This window comes from Polynucleobacter sp. AP-Latsch-80-C2, from assembly GCF_018882185.1.
GTDB lineage: Bacteria > Pseudomonadota > Gammaproteobacteria > Burkholderiales > Burkholderiaceae > Polynucleobacter.
The window spans coordinates 1-18620 of the sequence record NZ_JACVOY010000019.1; the positions used below are offsets into that span (position 1 = coordinate 1).

At 44.1% G+C, this 18620-nt stretch carries 1 protein-coding gene; it reads left to right on the plus strand.

Going from position 1 to position 18620, the window contains the following annotated elements:
• Positions 1-18620: autotransporter-associated beta strand repeat-containing protein (locus tag ICN47_RS12465; protein WP_216220234.1), on the plus strand; the 18620-nt coding region annotated here is incomplete at both ends.

Below are 18620 nucleotides of genomic sequence, written 5' to 3' on the forward strand. Positions count from 1 at the left end.
TAATACCCATAGCTTAAATCTCAATGCCGGTACTGGCGCAGTGAGCGTAGCCGGAATGACCGGTTTATCGAGCTTCTCTACCACCACGAGCGGCATCACCTTAAACGGTTCAATCACCACCACCGGTGCTCAAACCTACACTGGCGCAGTCACACTGGGTAGTGATGTGGTTCTGACTACGACTGGTAGCACTGGCACGATTGGCGTGAGCTTTGGTAGTTCGATTACTGGCAGCGGTAAGGCCTTGACGATTGATACTGGTAGCTACGCTAGTGCCACCATTGGTTTAGCAGCGGTAGGGGTCAGTGGTACACCAATCGGTGCACTGACTCTGAATAACGCCGGTACTACTACTTTAGGTGGCGCAATTTATGCTGCTAGCTTAATTACTAATGCTGGTGGTACTACCGCCATCAATACCACCGCGATTACTACAACTGCCGCTCAGACCTATAACGATGCAGTGACACTGGGTAGTGATGTGACCTTAACAAGTTCTGGTGCATTGGTGTGGTTTAAATCAACTTTGAGTAATTCAAGTTCACAAAATTTATCTATTTCTACCGGGGTAGGTGGAGCTCGATTTGATGGAGTTGTGGGAAGCAGCACCCCTTTGAATGCAGTAAATATTCTGTCGACGGGTACAACAACGATTGGCAATACTTTTACTTCAGCAAGTCTCAGTACGGGTTCAGGTCCAATTTCTATATCTGCATCCATCATTAGCTCATCTGGACAAACATACAATGGAGCGGTGACATTTAATGCCGATGTAACACTTCAATCTACTTCTGGCTCCTCAATTGATTTTAAAGGTACCGTAAATGGAGCGGTTAATTTAACACTCACGACAACAGGCGATTCTCACTTTGCTTCAGGAGTAGGGGGTTCTACTGCGTTGTCATCTTTATCAGTTACCGATGGTCGGACTCTGATTGATGGTGGCTCTATAAGAACCACTGCTGGCCAGACCTATTCAAGGGCGGTAATTTTAGGTGATAACACCACTTTGACCAGCACAGGTGGTGCAATCTACTTTGCTACAACCATTGATGGCGCTCAAACATTGGAAGTCAGTGCCAATGGATTAACTACCTTAATGGGAGCCGTCGGTGGCTCAATAGCATTAAGCAGTCTGCAGATAGATGGTGTTGCGACCATTTCCACTTCAAGTATTCATACGTTAAGTAATCAAGCATTCCAAGGGGCAGTCAGCTTTACGCAGGATCTCACGCTGACTTCTACAGCAAATGGTAATGTTTCCTTTGGCTCAATCTTAAATGGCCCTCATAATTTAGCCGTATCAACGGGCGGCACTACGACCTTTTCAAATATCGTAGGCGGTTCAAATCCCTTGACTAGTATTACAGTAAGCAATAGTGACCTGACGCAATCCAAGGGGCCAACAAGTATTGCAGCAGCAATTAAGACTGTAGGAGCCCAGAGTTATGCGGGATCAATTAGTTTAGTAGGTGATACAACATTATCAAGTTCAAACGGCTCAGATATCACTCTATCCTCAACTATCGATGGTCAAAAATCACTTACCTTACATACTGCAGGTACCTCATATTTTGGCGGATCAGTTGGTGCGTCAACGCCGCTTACGCATCTGATTGTTGATTCGGGACCCGCATCTTTAACTTTGACCACATTGTCCACAACAAGTGGTACAAGTTTTAATTCTGCTGTAACGATAGCTAGTAACGTGAATTTGTCGGTCACCTCTACTGGTAATGTCACATTTATAGGGGCTGTAGATAGTGCAGCAATCTCAAGTTATGGATTAACAGTCACTACCGCAACCGGTGGATCTAATACAGTCAATTTTGTATCAACAGTAGGACATACACATTCATTGGCTAATTTTTCAGCAACTGCTGATATTTTGAATGCAACCGATATAACCCTTTCTACATTGGGAACCTTATCAATAAATAATGCTTCAACTATTTCCCCGAGCACTATTAGCGGCGTTATATCTGGCTCAGGAGTTGTGCTTAGTAAATCTGGCTTAGGTACGTTAATTCTTTCGAATACCGATAGCACCTATTCAGGTGGAACATCTATAAGCGCAGGCATTATTAAGACCTCAGCCAATTCAACCGGATTAGCTGGGAGCGTTTCAAAAGGTCCTTTGGGTACATCCCTCGTTACAGTAAACGGAGGGATGCTGGACCTGAACGGATCGTCTCTTGCAAATGCATTGAGTCTATCTGGAACAGGTAACAGCTCTTCAGGCGCTTTATCTAACTCTAATATTTTGAGTGCTGCCACAGCAAGTGGAGCAATTACTTTAGCCGGGGATGCTTCTATTGGTGGCACGGGTAATTTCACTATTAATGGTGCAATTAGCGGGGCTCATCAGCTCACCTTTAATCAGACAGGCGTGGTTACTTTAGGTGTAGCTAATAGCTACTCAGGCGGCACTATTATTAATACTGGTACAGTCATTTTAGGAAACGGCTCTGCACTGCCTGACTCGCAAGCCGTAACGATTACTGGCGGAGTATTGGATATAAAAGGTCAGTCAATCTCAATTGGTAATTTCTACATTAATGGTGGCACAACTCAGGATACCGGTACCCCCCTTGGAGTATTCCAAGCCAGTACTTATATCGTACAAACAACCAGCTCTGCAGAATTAGATGTGATTCTTTCTGGTACTGGTGACTTCACCATGTCTGGATTAGGTTCGGTAACCTTAACTAAAGCAAATACCTTTACGGGTACAACGACTGTAAACGCAGGTCAGACCTTAGTTTTATCCGATGGCGGTATTTTGGCATCCTCTAGCGGTCTCGTTGTTAATGGAAGTTTTGATATTTCAGGAATTTCCAATAGTAGTGCTTCTATAAAGACTATTTCTGGTACCAATGGTGCGGCTACGGTTATTCTCGGAGCAAAGAATTTAACCATCACCAATGGTGGTCATGATTCATCAGGTAATAGCTTCCCTGGAGTTATCAGCGGTACTGGAGGTAGTTTAACTGTATCAGGTGGGGCTGAGACTTTAACCGGAACAAGTACTTATACCGGCATTACAAGCATCTCACCAGGTGCCACCTTGTATTTAGGTAACGGCGGTAGTGTATCTAATTCAGCGCATGTTAATGTTTCAGGAATACTTGATATTGCAGCATCGGGTGGCACCTCAATTGTTAGCCTAAGCGGTTCAGGCGCTGTGCATCTGGGCAACTCCCCATTAACTATTTCAAATGCAATTGATACATTTAGCGGGGTGATCTCAAGTACCGGTACCGGTGGTGGAATCATTCTTACGGCCGGAAAGGAAATTCTTACAAATTCAAATACGTATACGGGTCTCACAACGGTAAATGGAGGTACCTTAGCTCTCCAAGATTCAGGAGCCATTGGAAATTCGAGCGGTATCACGCTTTCAACAACAAGTAGTATTTTTGATATTTATTTAGCCTCCGGCGGAATTTCAGTAGGAACAATTTCCGGATCTGGAAAGATCTATCTCGGATCTAATGCGCTAACAGTGACGAGTGCAAACGATATTTTTAGCGGGATCATTGCCGATAATGATGGGTCTGAGGGAGTAAATATTGGGGGTAGTCTTACAGTTGGGTCCTTAGGTGGCTCGACCTCAGTATTAACTTTGCGAGGAGTTAACACCTATACAGGTGCTACTGCTGTTAATTCAGGTGGAAGCCTTCTTTTGATGGATAGTGGTTCAATTTCCACCTCTTCAGGAGTAGCTGTCGCAGGAATATTTGATATTTCAAGTAGCACCAATATCACCTCAGATATCAAAAATTTAATAGCATCCTCCGCCTTAGCTAAAGTTAAATTGGGCGCTAATACCTTAAAGTTAACTGCATCATCTGGAACATTTGCTGGTGTTATTAGTGGTAATGGAGGATTGCGTCTAGCCAATAGTTCAACTGAGACCTTAACAGGCGCCAATACCTTCATTGGTACTACAACAATTGATTCAAGTGCTGCATTAACGTTGACTGGTTCAGGAAGTATCGTCAACAGTCGCGTCAATGTTGCTGGAACCTTCGATATTTCAGCCATTAGCCCTAGCACTTCAATTGCAAGTCTTGCTGGATCAGGTGTGGTTAATATTGGTGGACAAACACTCATACTGACAGCTGCAGCTGATACATTTAGCGGAAAACTTACAGGTAGCGGTGGTAGTCTTAGCTTAACTGTAGCGCTTGGTACTGCTACAGAAACAATTTCAGGTTCTACCAACGATTATAGTGGAACTACATCGATTGGCGCCAATACAACATTAATTCTCACGGGCACTGGCGCTATTGCGGCAAGTGGTGTTCAAGTAAGCACTAAAGGTATCTTCGATATCTCTTCTACATCAAGTGGTGCATCGATTATCACCCTGTCTGGTTCTGGTAGCGTTCTCTTGGGGGCGCAGACTTTAACTATTAGCTCTGCAAATACCGAGTTTTCTGGCATCTTAAGTGACTCATCAAGTGGCGGCCTTACTATCACAGGCGGAACTCAAAAACTTTCGGGTGTGAACAGCTATACCGGGATGACAACAATTGGTGGGGGCACCCTCAGACTTGCCAACGCTAATACTCTGGCTTCAACATCAACCCTTTCAATGAGTGGAGCTGGGGTGCTTGATTTATATGGAAACTCACAAAGTTTTGCCTCATTGGCGGGATCTGGTGGGAATAGTGTAATTTTAAATTCAGTGTCCTTAAGCACTTCTATCTTAACTGTTACAGGTGGAACAACTACCTATGATGGCGTAATTAAGAATAATGGCGGCAGTGGTGGAACAGTTGCTTTTACTATTAATGGCGCAACCCTGCGCTTAGCAAACGCAAATACTTACACTGGAAATACGTTGATCTCTGGCGGTTTATTAAAGCTGGATAACGCTTCGACCCTCTCATCCTCAACTAATTTAACAATGAGTGGGTCTAGTCAGCTTGATTTATATGGGCATTCACAGACTCTAGCATCATTAACAAGCGCGAGTTCAAGCAACAAGATATTCAATTCAATTGTGACATCAACCTCTGTTCTTACCGTCGCCGGTGGAGCAACTACTTATGCTGGATTGATTGAGGATCACGAGAGCACTGGCGGCGTAGTTCAATTGACAGTTAGTAGTGGCGCCAATTTGACCTTAACTAATACGAATACCTATACAGGGTCAACCACCATCAATGCGGGCGCCTCTGGCAATTCTGTGCTGGCTTTAGGGAGCGGGGGATCAATTGCCGCTAGTGCCTTACTTGTTTTAAATGGGACATCTGGCCGAAGCGCCATATTCGATATTTCTCAAACCACTGGCGCCTCAATTGTTACTTTGAGCAGTACGGGAACGGCAGCGCATGATTTAATTTATGTTGGTGCTCAAACATTAACCTTGACTACAGCAAATAATACTTTTGGTGGGATTATTGCTGACTCTGGTGGAGTGGTAAATACCACCGGTGGCGGGCTGGCCATAACTGGTGGCACTGAAATTCTCACCGGAGTGAATACCTTCCATGGTCCAACCACTATCACTGCCGGTAGCGGCTTAAACACTACCCTCGTATTGAGCGGTAGCGGTGCCATCTCAGGAAGCTCGCAGCTGATTTTGGCTGGTGGCGCCAGCTATAAGGCAATTTTAGATATTAGCTCTGGCACGGGATCATCCATTACCAGCTTAAGTAGCGCGGGGACTGCTGCAAATGATTTGGTATACCTTGGAGCTCAGACTCTGACATTCACGGCGGCTGCAAGTACTTTTGCTGGCAGCATTAAAGATGCTGGGGGGCAAACTGATGTTTCGGGCGGGGGAATCACGCTAAGTGCAGGTACACAGACTCTTTCGGGCGTAAATACCTATACGGGACCAACTACGATTTCCTCCGGTGCATCATTGGCGTTGAGTGGAAGCGGAACTATTGAAAGCAGTGCTGTAGTAGCAAATGGAAATCTGAATATCAGTGCAGCAAGTGGTGGAATTTCAATCCCAACATTATCTGGAGCAAGTACTGGTACGGTAACACTTGGCTCAAATACCTTATCCCTTTCTAATGCAAGCACAACATTTGGGGGAGTAATTGGAGGCAATGGAGGATTGACCATCAATGCGGGTAATTTGATACTTTCTAATACCAATAACTATATTGGCACTACGACTATTAATAATGCAACTCTTCAGCTTGGGGTGAATGGAGCGGTAGGCCCTTCCTCCGCCTTATTATTAAGTGGCACCGCAGTATTTGATCTTGCTGGTTATAACGATTCGATTGCTTCAATCGCCTCAACAGATTTGACCCCAGTAATTCTTAATTCAAGTAGCTCAACAACAAAGACACTGACCCTTGACGGTAGTGCAACGACATCGTATGCAGGTTTAATCAAAGACAACGTCTCTGGTACAGGAAAAGTCGCATTAGTCATCAATGGATCTTCGTCTCTGGTTCTGACGCTGAGTAATACCAACACTTTCTCTGGAGGCTTAACAGTTTCTGGTGGAGCATTAGCGGTTTCGTCAGACGCCAGCCTGGGAGCTACCTCTAGTTCTATTAACCTGAATGGTCCTGGCACCCTCCATTTAACTAATAGCTTAACAATTTCTTCTGCACGTGGAATAGGATTCTCCGGAACTCCCACCATCAGCATTGATTCAGGAAAAACCGTCAGCTATGCAGGTGCTTTGAGCGGTAGTAGCGCATTTACACAGGCTGGCGATGGAAGTTTGATTTTATCGGGAACAAGCACCATTTCATCGGGGGTGCTGACTATATCAAATGCAGTTGCAAATCTATACATTAATAATAATGATCCCATCACCAATTTTGCTCTTGGAAACATAACGTTCTCTGGCTCTGGAATACTGACTTTACAGCCTACCTCTACAAGCTTTTCAGCAACATTCGATACTACATATCTACATCTCCCAAGCACTCTCCATGGTTTAACAATTGGTAAAGTAGGAAACATAGGTGCCATTCAAATTGTTTCAGATATTACAACCGTTGGAAATCAGAATTACTATGGCCCAGTTGTATTGAAGAGTAATCAGGTTGATATAAGCAGTGTACCTACCAATGCTGTGACATTAACTTCTTCCGCGGGCTCAATTAATTTCTATAGCACGATTGATTCATACACGCTTGCCACGCCGAATATTTTCACTATTAATGCAAACGCAGGGGCTCTTTATTTTGCAGCAGATATTGGAGCTTCTACGCCCTTAGATCAGTTGGTAGCGTCTGCCACTACCGGCGGAATTATTCTAAATGGAAATGTATATACCGTTACTACCTATAGCAATGGTTTATTAATGCAGGAGTATTTATCACAGGGCTACTTTAATAACAATTTAACTATTTTTAATAGTTATGTTCAGTCTCGGGTGGCAATTAGCACTAACGGTAACTTCTTACCTCAGACAAATTACTATCCTGACTACTCTGGAATAAGAGTGACTGGCTATTTCAAACCCACTACATCAGAGGTGTATAACTTTACTCTTACTTCTGATGATGGCTCCTATTTGTATATTGGTAGTGCAAATCAGAGTATCGGTAGCTTAACAACTGCACTCCAAGCAAATCCCGATCCATTAGGAGTGCTTACACCTGTGGTAAATGATGGTGGATTACATGGGCCTGCAAGTGCAAGCGGATCAATTTCATTGATAGCCAATCAGATTTATCCAATCGCTATTTACTATGGTGAGAATGGCGGTACAAGTGTATTAACCATGTCGTATTGGACAACAACCATTGCAAATACGGCATCACTCACCAATTTTTACGGATCATCACCTAATTCTGGTCAGGTTAGCTTTACCGGTAGTGTCGCTTTAGCTAAAAGTGTAATTATTTCTTCCATACCAAATCCTTCTGGAGTGGTGGTTCCAACGGTTGGCGGTCCGGTAAATTTTGCAAATGTTGTCAACAGTCAGGCCACCACAAATTATTCGCTAAATGTGACGGCTGCAGCAATTAATTTTGCAGCTGATATTGGTACAACACAAAAATTATCCTCATTAGCTTTAGCGGGAACCAATATCACGGCAGGCAAGATCAGCTTGGACAACACAAGTACAAATGGGGGGCTATCAATTACAAACTCCTCTGATAGCTCTATCACGGGAATATTTACTGGCGCTACTTTAACCAAGGATGGAAGTGGAGCATCTGGCGCTGGAATATTAACTCTTTCAGCTGCCAATGTTTATTCGGGGATAACTACAATTAACGATGGCACTTTAGCAATAAGTGCTATTGCGAATTTAGGAACAAGCTCTGGAGTCACTGTAAACAGTTCGGGAACCTTATCCATTTCTGGTGGGATTACTCTTGCAACTCCATTGACATTAAATGGTGCAGGTGTAAATAGTGCTGGAGCACTCCTAAGCACAGCTGGTACGAATACGATATCTACAGCCATTTCGCTTGGGTCAAGTGCTTCTATTGGAGCAAGCTCGGGATCAGTATTAAACATCACGCCAAGTGGTGGAACCATTGGAGTGTCAGGAACGGCTACTGATCTGACTCTGACAGGCGCTGGTACTATAAATATTAATAAATTAATCTCCACGACTACTGGTGGTTTGATCGTCAATGGATCTGGTACAGCCGTAATAGCATCAGGCCTCAATAATATTTTGTCGGGTGTAGGTGCCTTTACCGTTAATGGTGGAACTTTAGACATTAACTATACAACTCAGGGTGTCAGTGGGCTTACCATGAATGGCGGTTCGATTATCCATGCCGGAACGGTCACTATGCCTTCTGGTTTGGTGGTTAATAGTGATAGCACTGTAATTATTAGCGTCAATATTTCTGCTAATGGTCTTACGAAGCAGGGCACAGGTTTATTAAAGCTATCTGGCATAAATACGCTCACTAGTGGAATTAATATTAATGGCGGGACCATGGAGTTGGATTCAAGCGGTGCGTTAGGCTCGACTTTGCGGAATATATCTTTCGGCGGCGGCGCCTTACGCTATTCATCTGCTAACCAAACTGACTACTCTTCTTGGTTTGTAAACTCTACTGGTCAACTATATTCAGTTGATTTATATGGCCAGTCTGTTTCATGGGCAACTTCATTGGCCGCTTCTGGGACTTCGTTAACCGTAAAAGACACATATAACGGCGCTGGAGTGCTGTCACTCTCGAACAACTCTAGAGATGGCTCTAATGCGGTGATAGCCAACAACTTTACAAGTGGCGTTAATTTATATGGCGGTAATGTATATCTAACTACCTCTTCATCCATTGGTTCATCGGGAAGTATTAATTTCGGTAGCAGAACAAACTATGGAACCTTAAGATATTCTGCAAATAATAATTTGGATTATTCATCAAGGATTACTGGTGGAGTAGTCTCTATTGACACATATGGTCAAACAGTTAGCTTCACTTCTGCGCTTAGTATTACAGGATTGGTTTTGGGTGATTCTTATGGTTCCGGAGTACTCATCTTAAATCCAGCCTCAGGTATCAATACGTGGGGATCTTCATATAGAGGAGTGGAGGGGACCTATATTGGATCTGGTGCTACTTTACGAATGGGGGCTGCTAACGTACTTCCGACAAGCAATTCAACACTCACCATTTATGGTAGTTTAGATTTAAATGGATACAGTCAGACTGTTGCTGGTATCGATGGATCAGGGGGCATTTTTTCTGCGACTGGGGCGCCTGTACTTACAACGAGCTCCAGTTGGTATACGGGCTCATATAACTATTACACTGATTCATACTCTGGGGCAATCTCTGGGACAACTTCCCTGATTAAGAATGGCCCTTATACTCAATCACTTAGTGGTAATAGTAGTTTTACAGGTACTGTAGCTATTAATGGCGGCATCTTAAGTGCCGATAGCACGAATGCGCTGAGCTCTAGTACAGGAGTAATTAGCTTTGCTAATAATGCAATACTCCGCTACGGAAACAGTACAACTGATTATTCTTCTCGTTTAAGTCAGGTATCTGGTCAGGTATACACAATTGATGTCTATGGGCATGCGGTAACCTGGGGAAGCCAACTTTCTGGAAGCATCAGCCTACATCTACAAGATACCTATAACGCAGCAGGGGTGCTCACGCTCTCGCCTAGTTCAATTAATTCCTTTGCGAATGGAATAACCCTAAACTCTGGATTCTTGTCCCTTGGCAATGCAAACGCACTTGATCACATTGGAATCATAGCCTTCTCGGGGGGCACCTTAAGGTTTACCTCACTCAATACAGCCGACTACTCAGACGTATTTAGTAATTCAAGTAATCAGCAATATCGTGTTGATTTATTTGGCCAGGCAGTTCTTTTTGCTCATGCTTTATCAAGTAATGGGGGGTATTTCCAGCTATTTGACAATTACACTGGATCGGTAGGAGTGCTAACTTTCTCAGTTCCTAATAGTTATACCAATGGCAGCACCATATATTCCGGAACACTCAAGATTACTGATAGTGGGGGGCTACCATCTTCTCGCGCAGTCTCGGTTCAAGGTGGTGCCCTCGATATTAACGGTACTAGCCCATCTGTCGGGGGGGTAACACTTTATAACGCACAGATTATTGATTCAGCATTGATTAAAGGAGCTCTTACTGCAACTAGCTACTCAATAACAACATCATCTACATCTTTAGCTTCCGCTAATTTAGCGGGTGCCACAGCTGGATTAACTTTTTCAGGGTCTGGCACTCTCACCTTATCAGGATCCAATACTTATGGAGGTGGAACCCTAGTTAATAATCAAGGAACAGTACTACTTGGAAGTTCTGCAGCTTTGCCGACAAATAAAGATGTTAATTTTAACTACGGCTTCCTAGATCTAAAGGGTTTCTCCCCATCTGTTGGTTTGCTAACCCTCTATTACGGAAATATTACTGATACCGGTACTTCAAAGGGTTTGCTAAGCGCTACCACTTTCTCAGTTACAAACTGTTGCTGGACGGATACGATTTCAGCGAATCTGGGAGGTACAGGTAAGTTAACTATGAGTGGTGGTGGCACACTCATTTTGTCAGGCGCTAATACCTATACTGGAGGAACCTTACTTAGTGCTGGATATACTAATATTTCCTCGGATGGTAACTTGGGATGTGATGGCACTAACAGTTGTGGAAGTGCCGGCTCTCTGACCATTTCTAATGCATGGCTTCAACTATTGGCAGATATAACGCTAACCACTGCTCGAGGTGTGGTGTTGGCAACAGGAAGTACGGGATATATAAATACTAATGGCCATACACTGACGTACGCTGGTGATATTTCTGGGTCTGGAAATTTATATCAAGGCGGTAGTGGCGGGATTGTTCTTGGCAGTGCAACTTCTTACACAGGTTGGACGCAAATTAATAATGGCACGTTAACGCTTACTGGATCTGGCGCTATCGCTAACTCCTATTATCTCCAGCTCGATAATTCAAGTACATTTGATATCACCGGCACTTCAAGTGGTAGCTCCATCAAATCTCTTGCATCTGGATCTACCTCTACTAGAGTGCTTCTTGGAACAAAGCCAATTACTTTTACCAGCGGCCTTAGCCAAGATTTTTATGGAGTCATTAGTAGTAGCTCCACAGCGGGAACTATTACGGTCACAGGCGGCACACAATATCTTACAGGCTCAAATACCTATACAGGCACAACTAATATATCTAGCGGAGCTACTCTCGTTCTAAATTATTCGGGCTCATTGGGTTATGCAAGTAGCGCAGGAAATTACAGCGCAGATATCGTTAATAATGGTACTTTAGACTACTACTCTTATGTTACCCAAACCTTATCAGGAATCATTTCTGGATCAGGTAAATTGGTTACCGGTTCATATGCTGGAACCCTGATTCTTACCAACACAAATACCTATACTGGCAATACTTCTATCAATGCAGGTATTGTACAAATTAGTGCAGATCGTAATCTTGGTGCCATACCAGCCTCAGCAACAGCCGGTAATATTACTTTTGGTGGCGGTACATTACACGTTACTGACAATGTAAGCTTAAATATCAATAGAGGCGTTTCTTTTGGTAGCGGTACTTTCAATGTTGATAGTGCTAAGGTTTTGGAAATTGATGGGATCGTTGCATCAAATAGCGGTAGCATCACTAAGTCAGGCCTTGGAACACTCCTACTAACCGCAAACGATTCCAACACGGGTACAACGTCATTTAATATCAATGGTGGGGCAGTTATTATTCAAAACAATGCGCCTTATCTCAATGGTATTTATTTCACCGGTTCTGGAACCTTAACAATTCGCCCAACAGATGCTAGCTTTAGTAGTGATACCTTCTCATATTTAAATACGCCAGTTACTTTAACGGCATTAACCATTGGTAAGGCAGGCAACACTGGATCGATTACATTAAATCGTGATATTGCTACTGCTGGTCCACAAATATATTACGGTCCAGTAAAGGTAAGCAATAACATTACCTTAAGTACAAGCACTGGAAATATCACTTTTATTAATACCATTGATAGCAGCACAGCTACCCCATATGGATTAACTGTAAACGTTGCAACGGGTGGCATTGCTGATTTTGAAGGCGATATTGGCGTCGGTCATGCTTTAGGTCAGTTAACGGTTAATGCTCCAACAGGCATTACCTTGAATGGAAATATAACAACCACTGGCACATTTACAGCTCCTTCCGTAGTGAATGGATTAACCCAACAGACATACTCAGGTTATTTCAACGATCAATCTGGATATTTCAGCCCACTTTATTACTTACAGAGTTCTGGAACAGTCACTAATGGCAGTTCTTTGGCGAATTCTATTTACACCCTCTCTCAAGTAATTCAAGGTTATTTCACGCCAACAGTTTCTGGAACATATACTTTCTATACCACTAGTGGTGAAGCATCTTATGTCTATGTGGGAAGTGCAGGCCAAAATCTCTCTATACTTGATCAATCTGCTTTTGCAATTTCAGGGACGAGTAGAGTAGTCAATAATGGTGGAGCGCATTCTACGCAAACAGCTTCTGGTACCGTAAGTCTGGTGGCAGGTAATATTTATCCTGTAGCCATTCTGTATGGAAATCAGTATTCCAATTACGGATCACTGGCTTTCGCTTATCAGGCCCCAGGTAGCTCTGCCTCATATGATTTATCCAATGGTCAATTTACTACTGCACTTGCATTGAGCTCAGGCGCTGTTGTGATGAATGGCCCAGTCACTTTGACCCACGATTCTTCCATCGCTACAGCAAATGGTCTGGTTTCCTTTACCAATACTGTGAATAGTGACACTACGGCACGTGCCCTGAGCATTAACTCTGGCACGGGAGGTACAACGCTGTCTAATAAGTTAGGGCATACGAATAATTTATCGACACTTTCTCTTACTGGTGGTGTTATATCAGTAGCTAATACTGTGGAATTAACCGGTGCATTGACTATTACTAACTCTGGGACTAGTAATTTATTTGGTGCCATAACAGGGACAACGTTTACTAAGTCGGGCATTGGCAATCTTACCCTACGTGCCGCAAATACATTCACTGGCGGTGAAACAATTACTACGGGTACTTTGGCGTTAGCTAATACAAATGCTTTAACGGCAAATAAGACTCTAACCATCAGTGGCGGAAACCTTGACTTAAATGGAATTGATACCGCAAGTCTTGCAAATGTCACAATGACTGATGGAAACATACTTGATGGAACTAGCGCTGCAACAACGATTACATCAACTGGCTATAACTTTAATAACGATAACACCCATCCTGTTTCTGTATCAGTCATCATGGCAGGATCTGGCACAACGGTCACGACAACAAGCACCGGTACAACCACCTTTTCCGCTGTAAATACATATACGGGCACCACTACGATTGGCGCTGGAAGTACTCTGGCTTTATCAGGCGCCGGAAGAATTGCTGTATCTGCAGACATCATTGCAAACGGCACTTTTGATCTATCTGCAACTACAAGCGGAACATCTATTATTGGCCTCCAAGGAGCTAGTACTGGTAGAGCCGTATTGGGTAGCAAGCTATTAACACTTTCCAATCCTGACTCAGTAAGCGATGTATTTTTGGGTGTGATATCAGGTGCCGGTGGGGCTTTAACCCAAACGACTGGACAGGAAACATTAAGTGGTAACAATACATATACTGGCAATACCACAATCTCAGGTGGAATACTCGTCATTGGTGGGGCTGGCTATCTAGGAAGCGGTGCCTCTTATGCAGCCAATATTGCTATTGCAAGTGCTGCTTTGTTTAAGTATTCATCGAGTCATGATCAGGCTCTTTCAGGTACGATTTCAGGACAGGGTGGGCTAACTAAAAATACATCATCTACTAGTAATTTAACCGTTAGCGGCACTAATACCTATACTGGCCTAACCTCCATTGATGCTGGAACTTTAACTTTAGGAAACAATAAAGCATTAGGCTCATCTTCTGCTACCACGGTTTCCTCAGGGGCAACGCTAGCTATTTCTGGATCCTCCCTTTCAATTGCTCAACCAATTACCCTCAATGGTCTTGGTGTTGGATCTGCCGGAGCATTACTGAATGTATCTGGCTCTAATTCCATCACCCATTCCCTTGTCTTAGGATCTGCTAGTTCCATCGGTGTTTCGGCTGATAGCTTGACGCTATCAGGATCTTCTGGAAGTTCTGTAACTGGCTCCGGAAATGCTCTGACATTCGTTGGCGAAGGAAACATCACTGTTAATAGCCCAATCTCTACTGTTGCAGGTGCCGTAACTATTGCAGGTACTGGTACCGTTACCTTTACAACCGTTAATACATATACCGGCCAAACTACCATCAATCACGGTAGTGCTTTGTCATTGAGTCTAACGGGCAGCATTGCCACTTCAGCCAAGCTGGATAACGAAGGAACATTTGATATATCAGCTACCAGCTCGGGCGCATCAATTAAGAGCCTTTATGGAATAGCTGCAGATGCTTCTACTGTTTTAGGTATTAAAACTCTAACTATTAGCAATGCCAATGATGCATATGCAGGAGTTATTTCCGGTAGTGGCGGCATTATCCTCACTACGGGAACTCAGACTTTATCTGGTTCCAATACCTATAGCGGAAATACGACAATCAATGGAGGAACCTTTGTTATTAGTGGGGCAGGTTCTTTGGGTTACTCTAGTGGGGGCAGCGCTTATAGCTCAACTATTGCTATCGGATCAGGAGCCTTGCTGCAGTACTCTTCCTCTGTAAATCAAACATTGTCAGGTTTGATTTCCGGATTAGGTGCTCTTACCAAAGATACAAGCTCTACAAGTACCCTCATATTAAGTTATGCCAATACTTATGCTGGCGTAACCAGCATTCAAGCCGGCAAGGTAAAGCTGACAAACAATAGCGGCTTAGGTAGCTCAGCAGGGGGAACTACTGTTGGCTCGGGAGCTGAGTTGGATCTTTACGGAACAACTCTAGTTATTTCAGAGCCTATTACTCTTGGTAGTGGTGACGGATCAACTCCTGCCGGTGCCTTGGTGAACGTTTCAGGAAATAACACCATTAGCAACACCATAACCCTTAGTGGTAATGCGGCCATTCAGACGCTTGCTGATACATTGACAATTAGTGGAGCCGCTGGAAATGCAATTTCAGCAACTAATAAAAATCTTACCTTAGACACCAGCTCCTCAGGTTCTGCTGGACGCAATATTATTGTTAGTGGTGCAATTGCTACCGGTCTTACAGCCGGGACATTAACAATTGCTGGAACTGGCACAGTCACACTAACAGCAATTAACACCTATCATGGAGCAACTACTATTAATTCTGGTAGTACTCTCGCTCTTTCGGGAGGTGGAAGTATTGCAACTTCTGCTGATGTTATTGTCAATGGCACCTTTACCATTGCAGGTGCTACAGGCAATACTTCGATTACCAGTCTTGGCGGTAGCAACAACGCTGGAAATGTATTATTGGGAAGTAAGATTCTCACAATTACCGCAGCATCCGATACATTCTTAGGAACTATTGGTGGATATGGTGCTTTAGTTCTTTCTGGTGGCAGTCAAATTCTGTCGGGAACTAATACTTATTCTGGTAACACTACTCTTAGTGGTACAGGAACCATCCTCACTATTGGTGGAGGAGGCACGCTTGGCTCTGGTTCGTACAATGGTTCAATTGCTATTGGCGCAGGCTCCACTTTTGACTACGCATCCTCTGCCGATCAAACATTAGGCGGCGTGATATCTGGAGCATCCACAGGTATTCTCCAAAAAGATACATCTGCTGAAAGCACGTTGACATTAGCCTATACCAATTCCTATTCAGGGCCTACCAAGGTTGTCCTGGGAACAGTGAAGGTAACTAGCACCGGTGGCTTAGGCAATACTTCTGGGGTTACTGTCTATTCTGGCGGCACACTTGCGCTTTATAGCGCAAGTGGAGCAATTACCGTTTCTACCCCGATTACCTTGGGCAGTGCCATTGGTACATCAGGCACATTAATTAACCTTCAAGGCAATAACTCGATTACTAATCTTGTAACCCTATCCGGGGATGCGATTATTACTAGCGCAAAAGATACCTTGACTGTTGCTGGCACTGGTGGCGTTGCCTTTACAAACGCCACAGGCGTTACTAGCAATTTAGCCCTAGATGCCAACACTGGCAATATCGCTGTTTCAGGAAAAATTACGACCGGTTCAGGAAGCCTCCTGGCATCAGGCACTGGTACTGTGACATTAAGCGCTGCCAATACTTATAGCGGTACTACGACCATTAATGCTGGCAGCAAGATTCAACTTAGCAGTGCTGGTTCAATTGCATCTTCGTCAGATGTCCTGGTCAACGGTACATTTGATATTTCAGGCGCAACTGGTGATACGTCCATAGTTGGTTTAAGTGGATCATCATCTGGAAGCGTAGCTCTTGGCAGCAAAACATTAACCCTCACTAATGCATCTGCTCTAGTAGATTCCTTTGCTGGGGCTATTAGCGATAGCTCTTCTGGAAAACTTAAGTTAACAACAGGTACTGAGACACTCACTGGACTTAACACCTATCATGGCGGAACAACCATTAACGGTGGAAGCACATTAATTCTTTCTGGTAGCGGCACTTTAGGTGCTACCACGGGTAGCCTCACCATTACAGGCGCAACCCTTGATCTGCGTACCTCTCTTACGGCTGGATCACTAGTCATGAGTGCAAGTGCAGATGTTTCCCCAATCATTAGCCATGGCGATAGTAGCTCAAGCAGTTTAATCATCTCGGGAACAAGTACTCTTGCTGGAAGTGTAATAACGAGTGGTGCGCAAACCTATTCCGGTGCGATCACGATTGGCGGTGATTTATCCTTAACAGGCAACAACATCACCTTTAGCCAAAATGTAGATGGCACTTCCTCAGGTGGACAGGCCTTGACATTGAGTGATGCTGGAATTACTCAGGTAAACGGTCTGATTGGCTCATCTAAATACCTTAAATCATTTAGCTCAGGATCTACAGGAAGCATCCACATTGCAAGTGGCACCGTTAATACAACAGCCGCCCAAACCTATGGTAATCCGGTTGTTCTGCAACACGATACGGTCATCACTGGTGTTAACGTAACCTTTACTGGAACGGTTGATGGAACTTATGGCATAACGGTAAATGATTCTGGAACAACCAGCTTTAATCAGCAGGTTGGTAACACCACCATCTTGGCATCGATTACTACGGATGCTGCAGGTTCCTCCACTTTAGGTACAGACGTAGTTAAAACTACAGGAATCCAAAGTTACTTGGATAATTTGTCATTAACCCATGACACACAACTTACTACCTCGACTGCTAGCTTTGGCGGAACGGTCTCCGGAGCTTATAGCTTAGGCATCACAGGTAACGCTGTCTTCGGCAATGGAACTGGAGATACGGTGATCTTATCTGGTACAGCCAAGGTCTTAACTGTCAGCGGTAGCACTACGATCAATACCAATACCATTACTACTACCGGTACCCAGACTTACACCGGTGTAGTGACCTTGGGTAGTGATGTGACCTTAACCACTACTGATAGCTTGGTATGGTTTAAATCTACTGTCGGCAATAGCGCTGCTAAAGCCTTATCGATCTCTAGTGGCTCTGGGGGGATGACCTTTGCAAATACCGTTGGTGCTACCACCGCCTTAGGCGCCGTCAATTTAACTACTTCTGCTACAACAACGATCAGCAATACCTTCGCCGCTGCTAGCTTGAATAGCGGTACTGGCACCACTGCCATTAATGGTGGCTCTATTACCACTAGTGGTACCCAGACTTATAACGGTGCAGTCACTTTAGGTGCTGACACTACCTTGACTGGCTCAACCATTACTACTAAGGGCACAGTCAGTGGTGCATATAGTCTTACGATTACAGGCAATATAGTCTTTGGTGATGGCACTACCGATACAGTGATCTTGTCTGGTGCAACCAAGGGCTTATCTGTTAGCGGTACCACCACGATCAATACCGATACGATCACCACCACTGGTACCCAAACTTACACTGGGGCAGTGACCTTAGGTGCTAATGCCAACTTAAATGTAGGTGCTGGCAATATCCTCTTTAGCTCTACTGTTGCCGGTGCGAATACTTTATCAACCACAACCACCGGTGATACCACCTTCACTGGCACGATTGGTGGCACACCATTAACTGGCCTCACCATTAATACAG